This window comes from Paraburkholderia sp. GW821-FHT02A12 (assembly GCF_059422005.1).
On the sequence record NZ_JBWKWA010000001.1, the window covers coordinates 3,293,770 to 3,315,061 of the forward strand.

The following is a 21,292-nucleotide window of genomic DNA, read 5'->3' on the forward strand; positions in this document are numbered from 1 at the left end:
CTTTGGCTCGTGCATCTGGCAAAAAAGCCGCACAGTTGCGCCATGCCGCGGCGGTGAGGCCGCAGCGCTCGGCCCGACAACAGGCCGTTTTACGTTTTACTGCATCAAACAGAAGCGTTTCAACGATACGGCGCGTCAGCTGCCTTGTTTGCAGCGATCTCCGCTTCGTAGCGATCGCCAACGGCCAGCAGCATTTCTTTCGTGAAGTACAGATCGCCGCGCTTTTCGCCGTGATATTCGAGAATGTGCGTCTCGACGATCGAATCGACGGGGCAGCTTTCTTCGCAGAAACCGCAGAAAATGCACTTGGTCAGGTCAATGTCGTAACGCGTCGTGCGGCGCGTGTTGTCCGCACGCGTTTCCGATTCGATCGTGATGGCGAGCGCCGGGCACACTGCTTCGCACAGCTTGCAGGCGATGCAGCGTTCTTCACCGTTTTCATAGCGGCGCAGCGCATGCAGGCCGCGAAAACGCGGCGAGATCGGGGTCTTCTCTTCCGGGAACTGCACCGTGATCTTGCGCTGGAACGCGTAGCGTCCCGTCAGCGCGAGGCCTTTGAGCAGCTCCGTCAGGAAGAAGGTCTTGAAGAAGTTTTGGATTGCGGTCATGGGTTCATCCGCCCTTTATTTCCAGATATTCAACGGCGACATGATCCAGAAGCCGACCACCACCAGCCACACCACGCAGACCGGAATGAAAATCTTCCAGCCCAGACGCATGATCTGGTCGTAGCGATAGCGCGGGAATGTGGCACGCGCCCAGATGAACACCGACAACAGGAAGAAAACCTTGGCGACGAGCCAGACGATGCCCGGGACAAACGACAGGAAGCCGAACGGTGCGCTCCAGCCGCCGAGGAACAGTGTTGCAGCCAATGCCGAGATCACGATCATGTTGATGTACTCGGCGAGGAAGAACAGCGCGAACGCCATCCCCGAGTAATCGATCATGTGGCCCGCGACGATTTCCGACTCCCCTTCCACCACGTCGAACGGGTGGCGGTTCGTTTCGGCGATGCCCGAGATGAAGTACACGACGAACATCGGCAACAGCGGCAGCCAGTTCCACGACAGGAAGTTCAAGCCGTAGCCCGCGAAGATGCCGCGTTCTTGCGAAGTGACGATGTCCGACAGATTCAGGCTGCCGGAGGTCATCAGCACGACGACCAGCGCGAAGCCCATCGAGATTTCGTACGAGACCATCTGAGCCGCGGCGCGCATGGCGCCGAGGAACGCGTACTTCGAGTTCGACGCCCAGCCGGCCAGGATCACGCCGTACACACCGATCGACGAAATCGCAATCGCGTACAACAGACCCGCGTTGATGTCGCCGAGCACCGCGCCCGCCTGGAACGGAATCACCGCCCAGACCGCAAAGGCCGGCACCACCACCATGATCGGCGCGATCAGGTAGATCCAGCGGCTCGCCTGAGCCGGCTGAATCACTTCTTTCAGCAACAGCTTCAGCACGTCGGCGATCGGTTGCAGCAAACCTGCAGGGCCGACGCGATTCGGGCCGAGACGCACGTGCATCCAGCCGATCAGCTTACGCTCCCAGAGAATCAGGTAAGCCACGCACAGCAGGATCACGACGGCCACCACCAGGATGCGCACCAGTGCCCACACCGCGGGCCATGCCACACCGAGAAGCTGGGTGCCGCCCGAGTTGATCGTATCGAACAAGCTCATTTACGCCTTCTCCACCACCAGTTCACCGAACAGGCTGCCCAGCGCTGCACCGGCAGGCGTAGCCGCCGATACGCGGACGACCGTCTCCGCAAGATTCGCGTCGCGCACGGCCGGCAACTGCACCGATTGCTCGCCCTGGCGCACGCGCACCGCGTCGCCTTCCTTCAAACCCAGTTTGTCGAACAGCGCGGCCGGCAGCCCGACCGAGTTCGCCGCGCGCGCCGCTGCCGTCAGATGCAGCGATTCGGCGCGACGCACCAGCGCGTCCGCGTGATAGATCGGCACGTCGGCGATACGCTCGAACTTGCCTTCTGCCGCCTTCGCTGCCTGGCCGCCTGTAACCGCGACGCCCGTCTTGTTCGACAGACGCGACTTCAGTTCGCCGTCGCCGAGCGCCGCCGCGCGCACTTCTTCTGCCGTGTCGAATTCGAAGCCCGGCACGCCCAGCAGACTGCCCAGCACACGCAACACCTTCCATGCGGGACGGGTATCGCCGAGCGGACGCACGACGCCATTGAACGTCTGCACGGTACCTTCGGCATTGACGAAGGTGCCGGCCGTTTCCGTGAACGGTGCGATCGGCAACAGCACGTCGGCGTATTCGGCGCCCGTCTGGAACGGCGACAGCACGACGACCATTTCAGCCTGCTTCAGCGCGGCCAGAGCCTGCGCCGGATTGGCGGTGTCGAATTCGGGTTCGACGTTCAGCAGCACATAGCCCTTGCGCGGTTGCTCGAACACTTCGCGAGCGTTCAGACCGCCTTCGCCTGGCAATGCGTTGACGAGATGCGCGCCGACGGTATTTGCGGCTTCCGTGAGGAAACCCAGCGTCGCGCCGGTCGCGTCAGCAATCCATTGCGCCGCGGCGTGAATGGCGGCGAAGTCCGGATGACGGACCGCACCGTTGCCGAGCAGCACGAGGCGGCGTTCGCCGGTGGCAAGCGACTTCACGACCTGTTTGTTTGCGTCTGTCGGTTGCACGCCGGCAAAGGCTTCCGGCAATGCAACGCCGTTCGCCTCCGAGACTGCGCCGGCGATGCCAGCCAGTGCGTCGAGCCAGGCCGACGGAGCCGCAACCACACGTTGCGCTTGCGGAATCAGGGCGTTGTCGTTGGTGGCTTGCACGAGCGTGAGCTTCGTGCCGCTCTTTGCAGCTTGACGCAGACGCGCGGCGAACAGCGGATGATCGCGGCGCAGATCCGAACCGATCACCAGTGCGGCGTCGAGGTTCGACAGATCGGCGATCGCCGTGCCGAGCCACGGCGCGCCGTTGACCGGTGCCGAGAAATCCGACTGGCGCAGACGGAAGTCGACGTTAGGCGTGCCGACCGCTTGCGCGAGTTGCTTCAACAGGAACAGTTCTTCGACAGTGCTGTGGGCGCTGCCCAGTGCGGCCAGCGCGTTCGCGCCGTGGTCGCCCTTGATGCCCTTCAGACCCTTGACCACGTAGTCGAGCGCGCTTTGCCAATCGGTCTCGACCCACTTGCCGCCTTGCTTGAGCATCGGCTGGGTCAGGCGTTCCGGGCTGTTCAGGCCTTCATACGAGAAGCGGTCCTTGTCCGAAATCCAGCATTCGTTGATGGATTCGTTTTCGAACGGCAGAACGCGCATCACGCGGTTGTTCTTCACTTGCACCACGAGGTTCGCGCCGACGGAATCGTGCGGGCTCACCGACTTGCGGCGCGACAGTTCCCACGTACGGGCGCTGTAGCGGAACGGCTTGCTGGTCAGCGCGCCGACCGGGCACAGATCGATCATGTTGCCCGACAGCTCGGAGTCGACCGTCTTGCCGACGAACGACGTGATTTCCGAATGCTCGCCGCGGCCCAGCATGCCGAGTTCCATCACGCCGGCAACTTCCTGGCCGAAACGCACGCACCGCGTGCAGTGAATGCAACGCGACATTTCTTCCATCGAGATCAGCGGGCCGACGTTCTTGTGGAACACGACGCGCTTTTCTTCGCTATAACGCGACGACGACTTGCCGTAACCGACCGCCAGATCCTGCAACTGACACTCGCCGCCCTGGTCGCAGATCGGGCAATCCAGCGGGTGATTGATCAGCAGGAATTCCATCACGGCTTGCTGGCCCTTCACCGCCTTCTCGGACTTGGTGCGCACGATCATGCCCGCCGACACCGGCGTGGCACATGCAGGCACGGCCTTCGGCATCTTTTCGACATCGACCAGACACATCCGGCAGTTGGCTGCAATCGACAGCTTCTTGTGATAGCAGAAGTGAGGAATATACGTGTCGACCTTATGCGCAGCCTGGATCACCATGCTGCCTTCAGGCACCTCTACTTTCTTGCCGTCTATTTCAAGTTCAACCATGATGGTCAATCTTCCTTAACCTGTTACCGCTCAATCGTTCGCCCTGTCCATCGCCCGCTTCAGGCGATGAATCCCGCGGTTGACGTGTTCTTCTGGTGCTGGATAGCCAACTCAGCAGCCAACTCAGGCAGCCACTGTTTCCGGCGCCGCTGCCGCACCGGCATGACCGCCGACGAGGCAATGCTTGTGGGCAACGTGATATTCGAATTCGTCCCAGTAGTGCTTGAGCATGCCGCGTACCGGCATCGCCGCCGCATCGCCGAGCGCGCAGATTGTGCGGCCCATGATGTTTTCAGCGACCGAGTTCAGCAGATCCAGATCTTCCGGACGGCCGAGCCCATGCTCGATACGATGCACGACGCGGTACAGCCAGCCGGTGCCTTCGCGACACGGCGTGCATTGACCACACGACTCTTCGTAATAGAAATACGACAGACGCAGCAGCGAGCGCACCATGCAGCGCGTCTCGTCCATCACGATGACCGCGCCCGAACCGAGCATCGAGCCAGCCTTGGCGATCGCGTCGTAGTCCATGTCGGTCTGCATCATGATGTCGCCCGGGATCACCGGCGCCGACGAACCGCCAGGAATCACGGCCTTGATCTTCTTGCCGCCGCGGATGCCGCCGGCGAGTTCCATCAGCGTCGCGAATGGCGTGCCGAGCGGAATTTCATAGTTGCCCGGACGCTCGACGTCGCCGGAGACCGAGAAGATCTTCGTGCCGCCGTTGTTCGGCTTGCCGATTTCGAGGTAATGCTGCGGACCGACTGCGAGCAGGAACGGCACCGCCGCGAATGTCTCGGTGTTGTTGATCGTGGTGGGCTTGCCGTACACGCCGAAACTCGCCGGGAATGGCGGCTTGAAGCGCGGCTGGCCTTTCTTGCCCTCGAGCGACTCGAGCAGCGCGGTTTCTTCGCCGCAGATATAGGCGCCGTAACCGTGGTGCGCATGGAGTTCGAACGAGAAGCCCGAACCCATGATGTTCTCGCCGAGGAACCCGGCGCGGCGGGCTTCGTCCAACGCTTCTTCAAAGCGTTTGTAGACTTCCCAGATTTCGCCGTGGATATAGTTGTAGCCGACCGTGATGCCCATCGCGTACGCGCCGATCGCCATGCCTTCGATCAGCGAGTGCGGATTGAAGCGAAGGATATCGCGATCCTTGAACGTGCCCGGTTCGCCTTCGTCCGAATTGCAGACGAGATATTTCTGCCCCGGAAACTGACGCGGCATGAAGCTCCACTTCAGGCCGGTCGGGAAGCCTGCACCGCCACGGCCGCGCAGACCCGACGCCTTGACGTCGGCGATCACCTGCTCGGGCGGAATCTTTTCTTCCAGAATGCGGCGCAGCTGGGCGTAACCGCCGCGCGCCACATAGTCTTCGAGATGCCAGTTGTCGCCGTTCAGGCCGGCGAGAATCAGCGGTTTGATGTGACGATCGTGTAAAGACGTCATTTCGAAAGTTCCTCGAGCAGCTGGTCGATCTTCTCGCGGCTCATGAAGCTGCACATGCGATGGTTGTTCACCAGCATCACCGGCGCGTCGCCGCACGAACCCATGCACTCACCTTCTTTCAGGGTGAACTTGCCGTCCGCCGTGGTTTCGCCGAAGTCGATGCCGAGCTTCTGCTTCAGATATTCAGCAGCGCTGTCGGAACCGCCGTCCGGGCCGAGCTGGCACGGCAGGTTCGTGCAGAGCGTGATCTTGTGCTTGCCGACCGGCGAGGTCTCGTACATCGTGTAGAAGGTTGCGACCTCCTGCACGGCGACTGCCGGCATGCCGAGATAGTCCGCGACGAACTGCATGAGTTCGGGCGACAGCCAGCCATGCTCTTCCTGAGCAGTGGCCAACGCCGACATCACGGCGGACTGTTTCTGATCGGCGGGATACTTCGCGATCGCACGATCGATTTCTTTCAGGCCTTCAGCTGAGATCATTTTCAGACACGACTCTTTCAATTCCTACCGAACGAAAACCTGCCGCTCACACGATGCTGCGACAGACCCGGCGTTCCTTTGCTTGACGCGCGCTTCGGTGCAATCTGAAGACGCGCGCCGATGAATACGTCCTAGCGATCCACTTCGCCGAACACGATGTCCTGCGTGCCGATGATCGTCACAGCGTCGGCGATCATGTGACCGCGCGCCATTTCATCGAGAGCGGACAAGTGCGCATAGCCCGGTGCGCGGATCTTCAGACGATACGGCTTGTTCGCGCCGTCCGAGATCAGGTAGATACCGAACTCGCCCTTCGGATGTTCGACGGCCGCGTAGGCTTCGCCTTCAGGCACGTGGAAGCCTTCCGTGAAGAGCTTGAAGTGGTGAATCAGCTCTTCCATGTTCGACTTCATGCCGACGCGCGACGGCGGCGCAATCTTGTGATTGTCGATCATCACAGGGCCGGAATTCTTACGCAGCCAATCAATGCACTGTTTCACAATCCGCGTGGATTGGCGCATTTCTTCGACACGAACCAGATACCGGTCATAACAATCGCCATTTACGCCGACCGGAATGTCGAAATCGAGCTTGTCATAGACTTCGTACGGCTGCTTCTTGCGCAGATCCCACTCGATACCCGAGCCGCGCAGCATCGCGCCGGTCATGCCAAGTTGCAGCGCGCGTTCCGGGCTGACCACGCCGATGCCGACCAGACGTTGCTTCCAGATGCGGTTGTCGGTGAGCAGCGTTTCGTACTCGTCCACACACTTCGGGAAACGCGTGAAGAAATCGTCGATGAAGTCGAGCAGCGAACCCTGGCGGTTCTCGTTCATCTTCGACAACGCCTTCGCGTTGCGAATCTTCGATGCCTTGTATTGCGGCATGGCATCCGGCAGATCGCGATACACGCCGCCCGGACGGTAATACGCCGCGTGCAGCCGTGCGCCGGACACCGCTTCGTACACGTCCATCAGGTCTTCGCGTTCGCGGAACGCATACAGAAACACCGCCATCGCGCCGACGTCGAGCGCGTGCGCGCCGATCCACATCAGGTGGTTCAGCACGCGCGTGATTTCGTCGAACATGACGCGGATGTATTGCGCGCGCACCGGCACGTCGATGCCGAGCAGCTTTTCGATCGCCATCACATAGCCGTGCTCGTTGACCATCATCGACACGTAGTCGAGACGGTCCATGTACGGCACGGACTGGATAAACGTTTTGGTTTCCGCGAGCTTTTCAGTCGCACGATGCAGCAGGCCGATATGCGGATCGGCGCGCTGAATGACTTCGCCGTCGAGTTCCAGCACGAGGCGCAGCACGCCGTGCGCTGCCGGGTGCTGCGGGCCGAAGTTGAGCGTGTAGTTCTTGATCTCTGCCATGGCGTTCTCTTAGTGTTTCAGACCGCCATAGTGATCCTCGCGGATCACGCGCGGCGTGATTTCCCGCGGCTCGATCGTCACAGGCTGATAGACGACGCGCTTCTCTTCCGGGTCGTAACGCATTTCGACGTAGCCGGAGACAGGGAAATCTTTACGGAACGGGTGACCGATGAAACCGTAGTCGGTCAGGATGCGGCGCAGGTCCGGGTGACCTTCGAAAACGATACCGTACAGGTCGAACGCTTCGCGCTCGTACCAGTTGGCCGAATTCCAGATTTCGACGACAGACGGGAGGATCGGCACTTCGTCGTCCGGTGCGAACACGCGCACACGCAGACGCCAGTTGTTCTGCACCGACAACAGATGCAGCACGGCCGCGAAACGCGGGCCGTCGTATGCGCCGTCGGCGTAGGTTTGGTAGTCGACGCCGCACAGATCGATCAACTGCTCGAAGCCGAACGAGCGGTCGTCGCGCAGACGCGTTGCCACGTTGAGGTAGTCGCCAGCCTTCACGACGATCGTCAACTCACCGATTGCCTCGGTAGTGCTCAGCAGGAGGCCGCCAAAGGCCGCCTCGAGGTTCGCTTTCAGGGTCTCGAGTTTGCTTGCCATATTGTGGGGGAGGCGTTGGCCTTATTGACGGGCGATGGTGTTGGTGCGGCGGATCTTGGCCTGCAGCTGGATCACGCCGTACACCAGCGCTTCCGCCGTAGGCGGGCAACCCGGCACGTAGACGTCGACCGGCACGATCCGGTCGCAGCCGCGCACTACCGAATAGGAGTAGTGGTAGTAGCCGCCGCCGTTCGCGCACGAGCCCATCGAGATCACCCAGCGCGGCTCTGCCATCTGGTCGTAGACCTTGCGCAGAGCAGGCGCCATCTTGTTGCACAGCGTGCCGGCGACGATCATCACGTCCGACTGACGCGGACTGGGACGAAACACCACGCCAAAACGGTCGAGGTCATAACGGGCAGCACCCGCATGCATCATCTCGACCGCACAACACGCAAGACCGAACGTCATCGGCCACAAGGAGCCAGTGCGCGTCCAGTTGATCAGCTTGTCAGCCGTGGTGGTGACAAACCCTTCCTTCAAGACCCCTTCGATACTCATTTGCTTTCCACTCCAGACGGGGTGGCAAGCCAGGCCACCCACGCAAACCGGCGATTAATCCATCATTCCCAGTCGAGGCCGCCCTTTTTCCAGATATAGGCGAAGCCCAGCAGGAATTCGAGCAGGAAAATCATCATCGCCATGAATCCCGTCCAGCCGATGTCGCGCAGGGCTACACCCCACGGGAACAGGAACGCGGTTTCAAGATCGAAAATGATGAAGAGAATGGCGACGAGGTAGTAGCGCACATCGAACTTCATGCGCGCATCTTCGAATGCTTCGAAGCCGCACTCGTACGGTGCGTTTTTCTCGGTATCGGGCTTGTTGGGACCGAGGATCTTGCCGATACTGACCAGTGCTACGCCTAAACCGGTGCCCACAATGAGGAACAACAAGACGGGGAAATAGGCTGCGAGGTTCAAGACTATCCTCAATCGGTTGGTTCTGAGTGCCGTCAGGAGCATAGCACCTCTGACGCGAAATCACTTCGGGATGCTCAACGTGGCAGGCCCAACGCAAGCAGCGAACCAGAAGTGAAAATGCCAGCCGGAGCGAAGCAAGCGGCTGGCATTCGATAACATTGGTGCCGACGGCGAGACTCGAACTCGCACAGCTTACGCCACTACCCCCTCAAGATAGCGTGTCTACCAATTTCACCACGTCGGCACTGCATGCAATCCGGGAAAACAACTTATAAAACCCGCGAATCGCTTCAAGACTTGAATTGTAACTTGTTCAAACAGTTTGTTCAACGCACAAAAAGCACTTTGAACGAAAAATTTATTTCGGTACGTCCTGGCCCGGGACGGATGCAGCCGACGCCGGCAATGCAGCCGAAGCACCTGCCGGCGCGGATGCAGCGGAAGCCGCGACCGGTGCAGTCACCGCCGCGCCCAGCAAGCCTGCGGAGGGTTTCGCACGATACGCACCGAGATACGTAAGTGTCAACGTAGTGACGAAAAACACCGCCGCGAGAACCGCTGTTGTACGCGACAGAAAGTTCGCCGAACCCGTCGCTCCGAACAGGCTGCCCGACGCGCCGCTACCAAAAGCAGCGCCCATATCGGCGCCCTTGCCGTGCTGCAGCAAGACGAGGCCGATGACCCCGAGCGCCGACAACAGCTGAACGACGATAATCAATGTTTTCAAATACAGCATCACACTCACCTGAGTCTTTATTTAACCGCGCCACACGAGGTGTGCCGCGCGGGATGGGGTCATCCTCGCCGAGGCGCCCTGCTTAACCGGCGACGCTTGCCGCGCCTGCCGCTTTGCAGATCGCCAGGAAATCCTGGTCTTTCAACGACGCGCCGCCGATCAGGCCGCCGTCGATATCCGGCTGACAGAACAATTCTTCCGCGTTCTCCGGCTTCACGCTGCCGCCATACAACAGCGGCACATCCGCAACAGCCGCGCCCTTTGCCGCAAGACGCGAACGCAGAAATGCGTGAACGGCCTGCGCCTGCTCCGACGTCGCGCTCTTGCCGGTGCCGATCGCCCACACAGGCTCATACGCAACAACGATACGCGCCGCCTCTTGCGTCGACAATTTCGCCAGCACTTCATCCAGTTGCGCGCCGACCACCTGCTCGGTCGAACCGGCCTCGCGCTCTTCGAGCGTTTCGCCGACGCAAACGATCGGCGTCAAGGCCGCTTCCAGTGCACGCTGAGTCTTCACCGCCACCAGTTCCGCGCTTTCGCGATGGTAGGCGCGGCGCTCCGAATGTCCGACGATGGCCAGCGACGCGCCGAAATCCACGACCATCTGCGCAGCCACTTCGCCGGTATAGGCACCGTGCGTGAACGCGGACAGGTCCTGCACGCCCCACACGACCCGGCTGCCTTCCAGCAACGATTGCGTCTGTGCAAGATACGGACACGGCACACAGACGCCGATACGCACGTCGGCCGGCAATTCGCCGGCGCCCTGCGCTACCGCCTGCAACAGCGTGGCGTTATCGGCGAGGCGCCCGTGCATCTTCCAGTTACCAACTACCAGTTTGGCTCGTTGTTTCGACATCGTCTCGTTTTGTGTCGTGGCGGCGGACTTCGCTTGGCGCCATGCCTCGCGCCTTGATTGTGCTGACGGCCCGCCTTGCGGATTCATGCGGCGTGCGCAAAACGCGCAATTTTACTGCGTGGGGTGGATCGGGTCAAACCGGCCGCGTCAAGCGTCCTGACCCCAAGTCAATACGATCTTGCCGACGTGCGTACTGCTTTCCATCAGCGCATGCGCTTCGGCAGCCTGCGCCGCCGGAAACACGCGGTGCACCACCGGCTTGATGCGGCCTTCTTCGAGAAGCGGCCACACGCGCTCTTTCAGCTGCGCGGCAATCTTCGCCTTGAATTCGATCGGCCGCGGACGCAACGTCGAGCCAGTTACCGTCAGACGACGGCGCAGCACTTCGTTCAGATTCACTTCCGCCTTCGCACCGCCGAGCAACGCGATTACGACGATGCGCCCGCCGTCGGCCAGCGCCGACAGCTCACGCGGCACGTAGTTGCCGGCCACCATGTCGAGAATCACGTCGACGCCGCGATCGTTCGTCATCGACTTGATGACTTCGACGAAATCTTCAGTCTTGTAGTTGATCGCGCGCTCCGCGCCGAGCGCTTCGCACGCGTGACACTTTTCGTCCGAACCCGCGGTGGCGAGCACGCGAAAACCGAGTGCGTGCGCAATCTGGATCGCCGCGACACCGATGCCGCTCGAACCGCCCTGCACCAGCAGCGTCTCATTCGGCGCACCTTCGCCCGCGCCAAGTTGTGCACGGTCGAAGACGTTGCTCCACACCGTGAAAAACGTCTCCGGCAGCGAAGCCGCTTCCACATCAGACAGACCCGCCGGCACGGGCAAGCACTGCAGCAGCGGCGCCGCCGCATATTCCGCGTAGCCGCCGCCCGCCAGCAGCGCGCACACGCGATCGCCACTTTTCAGACCGAACGGGTTGTTCTTTTCGTCGATCGTGCCGCCGACAATCTCGCCGGCCACTTCGAGCCCCGGCAAATCCGACGCGCCCGGCGGCGGCGCATAGCCACCCTTGCGCTGGAACACGTCCGGACGGTTGACGCCCGAAGCCGCCACCTTGATCAGCACCTCGCCGGCTTTCGGCTGCGGCATCGGCCGCTCCGCCAGCTTCAGGACTTCCGGCGCACCGAATTCAGTGATTTCGATCGCTTTCATCTGCGTCAACTCCAAGATTGGATTGCGTTGCGTACCGGCACCCCGAAGGAAGTCCCCTTGGGGGACACGAATCGTCTGAACAGCCCACGAAGCGCTCCATGCAAACAGAGTACCCGCTTCTACCCGCGTTCACCCGCCCGCAGTGCAATCCACCCTGCACCCTGCATGAAAAACGGCCGGCGCGCATTCACGCTGCCGGCCGTCGCCTTCTACCGCATTACTGCGGCGTCGGTTCGCCTTGCGGCGCGCCCGACGCGGCGTCGTTCAGCAACGCCTTGGCCGACAAACGCACGCGACCCTTTTCGTCCGTCTGGATGACCTTGACCTTCACTTGCTGGCCATCCTTCAGGTAGTCGTTGATGTCCTTGATACGCTCGTTGGCGATTTCGGAGATGTGCAGCAGACCGTCCTTGCCCGGCAGGATGTTCACGATCGCGCCGAAATCGAGCAGCTTGAGCACGGTACCTTCGTACACCTGGCCCACTTCGACTTCCAGCGTGATGTTCTCGATACGCTTCTTCGCTTCGGCCATCCCTTCGCTGCTCGTGCTCGCGATGGTGACGACGCCGTCGTCCGAAATATCGATCGTCGTACCGGTTTCTTCGGTCAGCGCGCGAATCACCGAACCACCCTTGCCGATCACGTCGCGGATCTTTTCCGGGTTGATCTTGATGGTGATCATGCGCGGTGCGAACTCCGACAGTTGCGTGTTCGCGCCGGACACCGCCGAGGTCATCTTGCCGAGGATGTGCATACGGCCTTCCTTCGCTTGCGCGAGGGCGACCTGCATGATTTCCTTGGTGATGCCCTGAATCTTGATGTCCATTTGCAGCGCGGTCACGCCTTGCTCGGTACCCGCCACCTTGAAGTCCATGTCGCCGAGGTGGTCTTCGTCGCCGAGAATGTCGGTCAGCACCGCAAACTTGTTGCCTTCGAGGATCAGGCCCATCGCGATGCCGGCGACGTGCGCCTTCATCGGCACGCCGGCGTCCATCAGTGCGAGGCAGCCGCCGCACACCGAAGCCATCGACGACGAACCGTTCGATTCGGTGATTTCCGAGACGACGCGGATCGAGTAGCCGAATTCGTCGGCGCTCGGCAGGCACGCGACCAGCGCGCGCTTGGCCAGACGGCCGTGGCCGATTTCACGGCGCTTCGGCGAACCGACGCGGCCCGTCTCGCCGGTCGCGAACGGAGGCATGTTGTAGTGGAGCATGAAGCGCTCGCGGTATTCGCCTTCGAGCGCGTCGATGTTCTGCTCGTCACCCTTGGTGCCCAGCGTCGCGACAACCAGCGCCTGCGTTTCGCCACGCGTGAACAGCGCCGAGCCGTGCGTACGCGGCAGCACGCCGGTACGGATTTCGATCGGGCGCACGGTGCGCGTGTCGCGGCCGTCGATACGCGGCTCGCCGTTCAGGATCTGCGTACGGACGATCTTCGCTTCGATGTCGAACAGCACGTTGCCGACGGTCGCCTTGTCGGCTGCCACCGCGCCACCTGCCGCGGCTTCTTCTTCCAGCTTCGCCGACGCGGCTGCGTAGACTTCCTTCAGCTTGGCCGAACGCGCCTGCTTGTCGCGAATCTGGTAAGCGGCGAGCAAATCGGCTTGCGCCAGTTCTGTCACGCGTGCGATCAGCGGCTCGTTCTTCGCCGCCGGTTGCCAGTCCCATTCCGGCTTGCCGCCTTCGCGGACCAGATCATGGATCGCGTCGATCGCGATCTGCATTTGCTCGTGACCGAACACCACGGCGCCGAGCATCACTTCTTCGCTCAGTTGCTGCGCTTCCGATTCCACCATCAGCACCGCGCGTTCCGTACCGGCGACGACCAGGTCGAGCGCCGAGTCCTTCATTTGCGGACGCGTCGGGTTCAGCACGTATTCGTTGTTGATGTAGGCCACGCGTGCCGCGCCGACCGGGCCGTTGAACGGCAGACCGGACACGGCGAGCGCCGCCGACGCGCCGATCAGCGCGGGGATGTCAGCGGGAATTTCGGGGTTCAGCGACAGGACGTGGATCACGACCTGGACTTCGTTGTAGAAGCCTTCCGGGAACAGCGGGCGCAGCGGGCGGTCGATCAGGCGCGAAATCAGCGTTTCGCCTTCCGACGGACGGCCTTCGCGGCGGAAGAAGCCACCCGGAATCTTGCCGGCGGCATAGGTCTTTTCGAGGTAGTCGACGGTCAGCGGGAAGAAGTCCTGGCCCGGCTTGGCCGTCTTGGCGCCGACCACGGTAGCCAGCACAACGGTGTCTTCGACGTCGACGATCACTGCGCCGCTCGCCTGGCGAGCGATTTCGCCCGTTTCGAGGCGAACCTTATGTTGTCCCCACTGAAACTCTTTGACGACTTTATTGAACATAGTCATTGCTTTTCCTCATCGTAATGCCGCGCGAACCAGAAGCGGCGCGGCAACGCCAGAACCGGCGCCACATGGGAAGAGTAGTGTTATGCCATTCCAGAGAACCACGCTCTACGCGCGCGAACCGCTGGAATGACACAAAGCCCTGCCCTGCAACCCGGCCGTGTTTCTCTTTTTTACTGCTTTTTTACTGCTTTTTCTGCTCCGCGCCACATGCGCGGGCACGTTAGCGCGGACAACAGACGGTGCGCATCACATGAAGCACACCGTTCAAAAACAAAATGCCTGTATCAGCGGAACTGACACAGGCATCTTGCTGAACGACTGGCCGATTACTTACGCAGACCCAGCTTCTCGATCAGTGCGCGGTAACGATCCGCGTCCTTACCCTTCAGGTAGTCGAGCAGCTTACGACGGCGGCTCACCATGCGCAGCAGACCGCGGCGGCTGTGGTGATCTTTCGCGTGCGCCTTGAAGTGAACGGTCAGTTCGTTGATGCGGGTCGTCAGCAGCGCGACCTGAACTTCGGGGGAGCCGGTGTCGTTGGCTGCGCGTGCGAATTGCGCAACGACTTCGGACTTCTTGCTTGTTTCAACTGCGGACATGTCGATTTCCTTGAGAACTAGACAGGCGGTCACGGAAGAAAGGCCGTGCCGTGGGTTACCCGTATTACAACGGGACGCGTATTGTAGCACAGCCCAAACCAGCCGCGAACCCTGCTGTGCCGGGCCGGTTCAGTGGCGCTTTGGCCGGCTCATGGTCGATTCATGGTCGATTCATGGTCGATTCATGGTCGATTCATGGCCGCTTCATCCGGCAGACGGTCGGCGGCACGGTACGCTCGGGCGGCAACGCCAGCACCGTGCGAAAGCCGTACCCAGAGCCTTCGTTATCGAAATGCACGCCCGGCGAACCAGCCCTGTCCATCTCCATTACGTAAAGGGGCTGGATCAGCTGATGGTCGTCGGCGCGCATCCACGAGGCATGGAAGCCGTTGTCGAACCTGATCCCCTCCAACGCCTTCGCGACGGCCGCCGGGTTAGCGCTGCCAGCGCGGCCCATCGCCTCGGTGAGGGTTTCGATCATCAGCGACATGCGCAGCACCGGATAATCGTCCTGCGCGGCGGGGAAACGGGCGCGAAACGCTGCGTACCAGGCGTCGGAAGCCACGCCGCCTGCGTTCGGGTGCCAGTCGGCCACCGCGACCACGTGCTTGACGCCGGCGTCGCCCAACGCCGCTGGCGCACCGAGACTATTGCCGTAGAACGTGTAGAACTTCGTATCGAGACCCTGCTCGCGCGCCGCCTTGACTAGCAGCGTCAGGTCGTTGCCCCAGTTGCCGGTGATGACCGCATCCGCCCCGCTCGCGCGGATCTTCGCGATGTACGGCGCGAAATCCTTTACGCGGCCGATCGGGTGAAATTCGTCGCCGACAACGGCAATATCGGGACGCTTCGCAACCAGCGCCGAGCGCGCGAGGCTGCTGACATCGTGACCAAAGCTGTAGTCCTGGTTCAGCAGATAGACCTTCTTCACCGCTTTGTCGCGTTGGATCACGTCGGCGAGCGCGTCCATGCGCATGCCCGCGTGCGCGTCGAAGCGGAAATGCCAGAAGCTGCAATTGGCGTTGGTCAGCGCGGGATCGTCGGCGGAATAGTTGAGGAACAACTCGCGGTTCTCCGGCTCGCGGCTGTTCTGCTTGTCGATCGCGCCGATCAGCGCGGCCGCGACCGCCGAGCTGTTGCCTTGCAGGATGTAGCCGATGTGCCGGTCGGCCGCCGCGCGCAGTTGCACCAGCGCTTCTTCGGTGCTGCCCTTGCTGTCCAGCACGACCAGTTCGAGCGGATGTGAGCCATCGGCAAGCTTGACGCCGCCATGCGCATTCACCTGCTCCACGCCGAACCGCAGATTGCGCTCCACCGCCGCGCCCGCATTCGCGAACGGGCCGGACATGCCTTCGATCAGCGCGAGCTGGATCGGCGCACCAGCCGGCCTGGTGGTCGCCGCGCCTGCTGCTCCGTTTGCTACTTTGTTCGCTGCTCCGTTAGCAACCCCGTTTGCCGCCCCGCTCGCCGCCCCACTCGCCGCGCCAGCCGTTGTCGCGCCCGCTGCATGGACTGCCGCAGCCATTGAAACCACCACCAGCGCCCCAGCCGCCGCCCGTTGCCACTTCGCCATCGTCCTTGCCCCGCCTGAATCGTTCGAAGCGCGGATCATAGGGCGTTCGCGACGGAATAAGCAAGCCGGCCAGCTCGTTCCATGCCTGCGGCGGAGCCTCGCATGAAGCGCAAATCTTTTGCCGCAGCGCGTGTCAAAATAATGCGTCTCGATGATAAAAACCGCTATTCAAACGCCATCGGAGGAATTCATGTTCAACGGCCACCATTCCAGGGCGGAGTCGACCGGCGTGCCCGCCGCCACCCGCCTGCACCGTGCCGCGCTCGTCTGCCTGAGCGCGTTGACGCTAGCCGGCTGCGTGCAGCCGTGGCAGCAATTTCAGCAAGGCGCGGACGAGTCGACCATCGTCGCACGGCTCGGCGCGCCACGCGAAATCTACGATTTGCCGAAAGGCGGCAAACGCCTCATGTGGCCAACGCAGCCGATGGGCGAAACCACCACCGCCGCCGACGTCGACGCCGCCGGCAAGATCGTCAACGTACGCCAGGTGCTCCAGCCCAACGAGTTCTACCGCGCGGAAATCGGCAAGTGGACCAAGAGCGACGTACTCGTCAATTTCGGCCGTCCCGTCGAAACCTCGTACTTCCCGCTCATGAAGCGTGAGGTCTGGACCTATCGTTATCTGGAAGACAACGTCTGGTACATGATGTACAGCTTTTATTTCGACGACCAGGGCATCGTGCGGCTCACGCAGAAAACCCCCGATCCGCTGCACGATCCGGATCGCCGCAACCTGTTCTGAGCATCCGTTCCTACTCAGGATGCATGGATCTACCAAGCCGCCGTTTCAGGCGGCTTTTTTTTATTTATCACGCATAACGGCGAATTTTATTTCTCACACACCGGTTTAATTTTTTGATAGAAAGGCTTTCGTAAGAACAAATCCGGCGTTCGACCTTGCGTTTGCCGCGCCGCCGGCACGCTGGCGCCAGGTCGCAGCCGATTTGCCTCACTTCCGGAGCCGCTATCGATGAACCGTCCCAAACGCCTGCTGGTCGCCAACGTTGCATGGGCGCATGAAACCGCTGCGCGCAACCCCGATTTTTTCCGCGATCTGGTGCGGGGCCAGAATCCACAGGTGCTGTGGATCGGCTGCTCGGACAGCCGCGTGCCCGCCGAAACCATCACGCATTGCGAGCCCGGCGATCTGTTCGTTCACCGCAATATCGCCAACCTCTTTCATCCCGACGACGACAACTCCGCAAGCGTCCTCGAATACGCGGTGCGGGTTTTGAAGGTCGGTCATGTGATCGTCTGCGGACACTATGGCTGTGGCGGCGTGCGCGCCGCACTGTTACCGCCGGAACCGCGGCTGCCGCACGTCAACCGGCGGATCGCGCCTTTATGCGCGTTGGCGCAAACCCATCGCGGCGAACTTGAAGGGCACGCTTCCGAACGCGCGCGCATCGATCGCCTCGCCCAACTGAACGTGCTCGAACAGGTTCGCCAGTTACGTGCGAGTCCGATCGTGCAGGAAGCCGAGTCCCCGCCGCTCGTCCACGGCTGGATCTTCGCTCTCGAGGATGGGCGCATCAAGGTACTCACGTCCGGCTATGAAGCCGACGACGCGACGGCTTGCACGGCGATCGCCCACAGCGCCGCATAGCGCACCACGCCGGAACCCACGCACTTCGATTTCGCGTTGCCGGCTTTCCTTGCACGCAAGACACACTCATTCACCGGCGTCGACACCATGAATCTTCGAGCTTTTTTCTCCACGTTTCAGCGCGATCTGTTTGCGGGCACAGTCGTTTTTCTCGTGGCGCTGCCGCTATGTCTGGGCATCGCCAATGCATCGGGCGTCGAGCCGTTCGCCGGGCTGGTGTCCGGCATCGTCGGCGGCCTGGTGGTGGCCGTGCTGAGCGGTTCGCGGTTGAGCGTGAGCGGCCCGGCGGCGGGCCTCGTCGTGATCGTCGTCGACGGGATCGCGCAGCTCGGCAGCTTTGCCGCTTTCCTGCTGGCCGTTTTGCTGTCGGGCGTGATCCAGTTCGGCTTCGGCATGCTGAAGGCCGGCCGGTTCGCCGCCTATGTGCCGTCGCCGGTCATCAAAGGCATGCTGGCGGCGATCGGCGTGCTGCTGATCGTCAAGCAATTCCCGCTTGCGCTCGGGCTGCTCGGCCCGCACGCGTCGTCGGCGTCATCAGCGTCACAAGCCGCCGCCCATGCGGCCGGCACGGTAACGACGCCGATCGGCTCGATCTCGCTCGCCGCGTGCGCAATCACGCTGCTGTCGCTGGCGATTCTGGCCGGCTGGGAAACTCGCGCGCTGCGCCGCTTCGCGCTGGTGCGCCTCGTACCGGCGCCGCTCGCGGTGGTTTTGCTCGGCATCGGCGCGACCCTGCTGCTCGGCTTGCTCGCGCCGTCTCTCGCGCCGGCCGCCGAGCATCGCGTCGCGCTGCCGCCGCTCGAATCGTTCGCCGCGTTGAGCGTCGCGATGGAATGGGCCGACTTCGGGCCGCACTTCACGCAGCTCGTGAATCCCGACATCTGGCGCGTGGCCATGACGCTCGCGATCGTCGCGAGTCTGGAAACGCTGCTCAGCCTCGAAGCGGTCGAGCAGATCGATCCGCAACGCCGCCCGGCGGCGCCGGACCGCGAGTTGAAGGCGCAAGGCATCGGCAATCTGATCGCCGGCGCGATCGGCGGCCTGCCGATCAGCTCGGTGATCGTGCGCAGTTCCGCCAATGTGCATGCTGGCGCGCAGAGCCGGCTGTCGGCGATCATCCACGGTGTTTTGCTGCTCGCCAGTATGTTTGCGCTCACCAGCGTCATCAACCTGATTCCGCTGGCCTGCCTCGCGGCGATCCTGATCTTCACCGGTCTCAAACTGGCCAAGCCGTCGTTGTTCGTCGCTGTCGCCAGGCAGGGCTTCGCGCCGTTTGCGCCGTTCATCGTCACGCTGGTCGGCGTGCTCGCCACCGATCTGCTGATCGGCATCCTGCTCGGCATTCTGTGCAGCGTGCTGCTTGCGCTGTACGCGAACCTGCGCAGCCCGATCGTGCTCGCGCAGCACGGCGATCACTATCTGCTGTCGTTTCGCAAAGATGTGTCGTTTCTCGGCAAGGTGCCGCTGAAGCACTATCTGCAGCAGATTCCCGACGGCGCGACTTTGATCGTCGACGCGACGCGCGCCGATTTCGTCGATCACGATGTGCGTGAGCTGCTCGACGCGTTTGTCGCCGATGCGCCGCGCCGTGAGATCGCCGTCGAAGTGCGGCATCAGGTCCAGGCGCAGACACGCGCCGCGCGCGGCTGGTCGATGCGGCGCACTGCTGCGGAGTAGCGGTAGCACACGCACGCGCCGCATCAAACACGCGACGCACAAAACGAAGCCCCGTGCTTTTCAAGGCACAGGGCTTCGATCATCACGGGTTAGCAGGAACGCAATCAGCGCCCTGCTTCCTCCTCATTCCGAACGTTGCGGATTCAACTTGTCCACGTTCGAATACAGCTTGTTGAGCGCCGAGATATAGGCCTTCGCGGAAGCCGCGACGATGTCCGGATCGGTGCCCACGCCGTTGACGATGCGCCCGCTCTTCGACAGACGCACGGTCACTTCGCCCTGCGCCTGCGTGCCGGTAGTAATCGCGTTCACCGAATACAGCAGCAATTCCGAGCCGCTGCCGACTTCCGTTTCGATCGCATTGAGCGTGGCATCGACCGGACCGTTGCCGTCCGCTTCGCCGGTCACTTCCTTGCCTTCCACCGAGAACACGACCTTCGCGTGCGGCTGCTCGCCGGTTTCCGAATGCTGCGACAACGACAGGAACTTGTAGTGCTCCTTTTCCTGCGCCTCGGCCGATTCCTCGGTCACGATCGCGATGATGTCTTCGTCGAAGATTTCAGCCTTGCGGTCGGCCAGTTCCTTGAAGCGCGCGAATGCAGTGTTCAGCTCGGCTTCGCTATCGAGCGCGATGCCCAGTTCCTGCAGGCGCTGCTTGAATGCGTTACGCCCCGACAGCTTGCCGAGCACGATTTTGTTCGCGCTCCAGCCCACATCTTCGGCACGCATGATTTCGTAGGTGTCGCGCGCTTTCAGCACGCCGTCCTGATGGATGCCCGAGGCGTGCGCAAACGCGTTCGCGCCGACCACCGCCTTGTTCGGCTGCACGACAAAACCGGTGATCTGCGACACCAGCTTCGATGCCGGCACGATCTGCGTCGTATCGAGACCGATATCGAGGCCGAAGTAATCCCTACGAGTCTTCACGGCCATCACGATTTCTTCGAGCGACGTGTTGCCCGCACGCTCGCCGAGACCATTGATCGTGCACTCGACCTGACGCGCGCCGCCGATCTTCACGCCGGCCAGCGAGTTCGCCACCGCCATGCCGAGGTCGTTATGGCAATGCACGGAGAACACCGCCTTATGCGAGTTCGGAATGCGCTCGCGCAACGTCTTCACGAGCTGGCCGTACAGTTCCGGCACGCCGTAACCGACCGTGTCCGCGATATTGATGGTGGTCGCGCCTTCCGCGATCACGGCTTCCAGCACGCGGCACAGGAAATCCATATCCGAGCGGCTGCCGTCTTCCGGCGAAAACTCGACGTCGTCAGTGAACTTGCGCGCAAAACGCACAGCCAGCTTCGCCTGCTCGAATACCTGATCCGGCGTCATGCGCAGCTTCTTTTCCATGTGCAGCGGCGACGTTGCGATGAACGTGTGGATGCGGAAACGATCGGCAGGCTTGAGCGCGTCAGCGGCGCGCTGGATGTCTTTGTCGTTGGCGCGGGCGAGCGAACAGATCGTGCTGTCTTTGATCAGCCCCGCGATGGTGTGGATCGAATCGAAGTCACCGTTCGAGCTGGCCGCAAAGCCTGCTTCGATCACGTCCACCTTCATCCGCTCCAGCTGCTTCGCGATGCGGATTTTTTCTTCTTTCGTCATCGACGCGCCGGGCGATTGTTCGCCGTCACGCAAGGTCGTGTCGAATATGATCAGTTTGTCGGCCATGTCGGGTCTCCTGAGGAGTCGGTCAATTGTGGGGATCGGATATTGGAATTCGGGTGTTTGCGCCACCGCTGGCGACGCTCAACCACAGACGAGGCAGACGGAGGGCGAAAACGATCAGCGCGGTAGACGCGCTAGCTCTGGCGCGCCTAGCGGCGCACGTTGA

19 protein-coding genes and 1 tRNA gene are annotated in these 21,292 nt (G+C 61.9%); 3 read left to right on the forward strand and 17 right to left on the reverse strand.

From position 1 onward, the window contains the following. Nucleotides 1-119 precede the first annotated feature (119 nt). The 16 genes from nuoI to AC07WT_RS15030 form a co-directional block, all read right to left on the reverse strand. Nucleotides 120-608 (reverse strand): NADH-quinone oxidoreductase subunit NuoI, encoded by a 489-nt coding sequence (gene nuoI, locus AC07WT_RS14955; protein ID WP_090803773.1) that lies wholly within the window; start codon nt 606-608, stop codon nt 120-122. A gap of 15 nt (nt 609-623) precedes the next feature. Continuing rightward, the gene (gene nuoH / locus AC07WT_RS14960) at nt 624-1,688 is read right to left on the reverse strand and encodes an NADH-quinone oxidoreductase subunit NuoH (protein WP_494947596.1); all 1,065 of its coding nucleotides are present in this window, start codon (nt 1,686-1,688) and stop codon (nt 624-626) included. Continuing rightward, complete coding sequence (nuoG, locus tag AC07WT_RS14965) at nt 1,689-4,022, reverse strand: NADH-quinone oxidoreductase subunit NuoG (RefSeq protein WP_494947597.1); 2,334 nt, start codon at nt 4,020-4,022, stop codon at nt 1,689-1,691. It lies immediately after the preceding gene. Between the two features lie 123 nt (nt 4,023-4,145). Then, nucleotides 4,146-5,474, reverse strand: coding sequence for an NADH-quinone oxidoreductase subunit NuoF (nuoF, locus tag AC07WT_RS14970; protein WP_492595080.1), 1,329 nt, complete (start codon nt 5,472-5,474; stop codon nt 4,146-4,148). Next, nucleotides 5,471-5,956 carry an NADH-quinone oxidoreductase subunit NuoE gene (gene nuoE, locus AC07WT_RS14975; protein ID WP_006052900.1) on the reverse strand — a complete coding sequence of 162 codons (486 nt, stop codon included), beginning with the start codon at nt 5,954-5,956 and terminating at the stop codon, nt 5,471-5,473. The genes nuoF and nuoE overlap by 4 nt, the downstream gene beginning before the upstream one ends. Nucleotides 5,957-6,087: 131 nt before the next feature. Further along, nucleotides 6,088-7,341 carry an NADH-quinone oxidoreductase subunit D gene (locus tag AC07WT_RS14980; RefSeq protein WP_492595079.1) on the reverse strand — a complete coding sequence of 418 codons (1,254 nt, stop codon included), beginning with the start codon at nt 7,339-7,341 and terminating at the stop codon, nt 6,088-6,090. Nucleotides 7,342-7,350: 9 nt separating this feature from the next. Next, nucleotides 7,351-7,953: an NADH-quinone oxidoreductase subunit C gene (locus AC07WT_RS14985; protein ID WP_492595078.1), complete on the reverse strand. Its 603-nt coding sequence runs from the start codon at nt 7,951-7,953 to the stop codon at nt 7,351-7,353. 21 nt (nt 7,954-7,974) lie between these two features. Next, on the reverse strand, nt 7,975-8,454 hold the full coding sequence (locus AC07WT_RS14990) for a NuoB/complex I 20 kDa subunit family protein (protein WP_006052903.1): 480 nt from the start codon (nt 8,452-8,454) through the stop codon (nt 7,975-7,977). 62 nt (nt 8,455-8,516) lie between these two features. Beyond that, nucleotides 8,517-8,876 carry an NADH-quinone oxidoreductase subunit A gene (locus AC07WT_RS14995; protein ID WP_025496704.1) on the reverse strand — a complete coding sequence of 120 codons (360 nt, stop codon included), beginning with the start codon at nt 8,874-8,876 and terminating at the stop codon, nt 8,517-8,519. Nucleotides 8,877-9,035: 159 nt separating this feature from the next. Next, nucleotides 9,036-9,120: transfer RNA gene (locus tag AC07WT_RS15000), tRNA-Leu, on the reverse strand. Between the two features lie 114 nt (nt 9,121-9,234). Beyond that, nucleotides 9,235-9,612, reverse strand: coding sequence for a preprotein translocase subunit SecG (gene secG / locus AC07WT_RS15005; RefSeq protein WP_115102477.1), 378 nt, complete (start codon nt 9,610-9,612; stop codon nt 9,235-9,237). An 82-nt stretch (nt 9,613-9,694) separates the two neighbouring features. Continuing rightward, nucleotides 9,695-10,474 carry a triose-phosphate isomerase gene (gene tpiA / locus AC07WT_RS15010; protein WP_494947598.1) on the reverse strand — a complete coding sequence of 260 codons (780 nt, stop codon included), beginning with the start codon at nt 10,472-10,474 and terminating at the stop codon, nt 9,695-9,697. A gap of 147 nt (nt 10,475-10,621) precedes the next feature. After that, nucleotides 10,622-11,638, reverse strand: coding sequence for an NAD(P)H-quinone oxidoreductase (locus AC07WT_RS15015; RefSeq protein WP_492595076.1), 1,017 nt, complete (start codon nt 11,636-11,638; stop codon nt 10,622-10,624). A gap of 217 nt (nt 11,639-11,855) precedes the next feature. Beyond that, entirely contained in the window at nt 11,856-14,003 is a 2,148-nt protein-coding gene (gene pnp, locus AC07WT_RS15020; protein ID WP_494947599.1) for a polyribonucleotide nucleotidyltransferase, read from the reverse strand. A 326-nt stretch (nt 14,004-14,329) separates the two neighbouring features. Continuing rightward, nucleotides 14,330-14,602: a 30S ribosomal protein S15 gene (gene rpsO / locus AC07WT_RS15025; protein ID WP_073429571.1), complete on the reverse strand. Its 273-nt coding sequence runs from the start codon at nt 14,600-14,602 to the stop codon at nt 14,330-14,332. Between the two features lie 193 nt (nt 14,603-14,795). Continuing rightward, the gene (locus tag AC07WT_RS15030; RefSeq protein WP_494947600.1) at nt 14,796-16,214 is read right to left on the reverse strand and encodes a branched-chain amino acid ABC transporter substrate-binding protein; all 1,419 of its coding nucleotides are present in this window, start codon (nt 16,212-16,214) and stop codon (nt 14,796-14,798) included. A 151-nt stretch (nt 16,215-16,365) separates the two neighbouring features. Here AC07WT_RS15030 and AC07WT_RS15035 point away from each other — a divergent pair, with 151 nt between their 5' ends. The 3 genes from AC07WT_RS15035 to AC07WT_RS15045 all read left to right on the forward strand — a co-directional run bounded on the left by AC07WT_RS15035 (nt 16,366) and on the right by AC07WT_RS15045 (nt 19,458). Next, on the forward strand, nt 16,366-16,917 hold the full coding sequence (locus AC07WT_RS15035) for a hypothetical protein (protein ID WP_494947601.1): 552 nt from the start codon (nt 16,366-16,368) through the stop codon (nt 16,915-16,917). A gap of 228 nt (nt 16,918-17,145) precedes the next feature. Continuing rightward, on the forward strand, nt 17,146-17,781 hold the full coding sequence (locus tag AC07WT_RS15040) for a carbonic anhydrase (protein WP_494947602.1): 636 nt from the start codon (nt 17,146-17,148) through the stop codon (nt 17,779-17,781). An 87-nt stretch (nt 17,782-17,868) separates the two neighbouring features. After that, on the forward strand, nt 17,869-19,458 hold the full coding sequence (locus AC07WT_RS15045) for a SulP family inorganic anion transporter (RefSeq protein WP_494947603.1): 1,590 nt from the start codon (nt 17,869-17,871) through the stop codon (nt 19,456-19,458). A 123-nt stretch (nt 19,459-19,581) separates the two neighbouring features. Here AC07WT_RS15045 and AC07WT_RS15050 read toward each other — a convergent pair whose 3' ends face one another. Then, nucleotides 19,582-21,129: a 2-isopropylmalate synthase gene (locus AC07WT_RS15050; RefSeq protein WP_494947604.1), complete on the reverse strand. Its 1,548-nt coding sequence runs from the start codon at nt 21,127-21,129 to the stop codon at nt 19,582-19,584. Between the last annotated feature and the right edge of the window lie 163 nt (nt 21,130-21,292).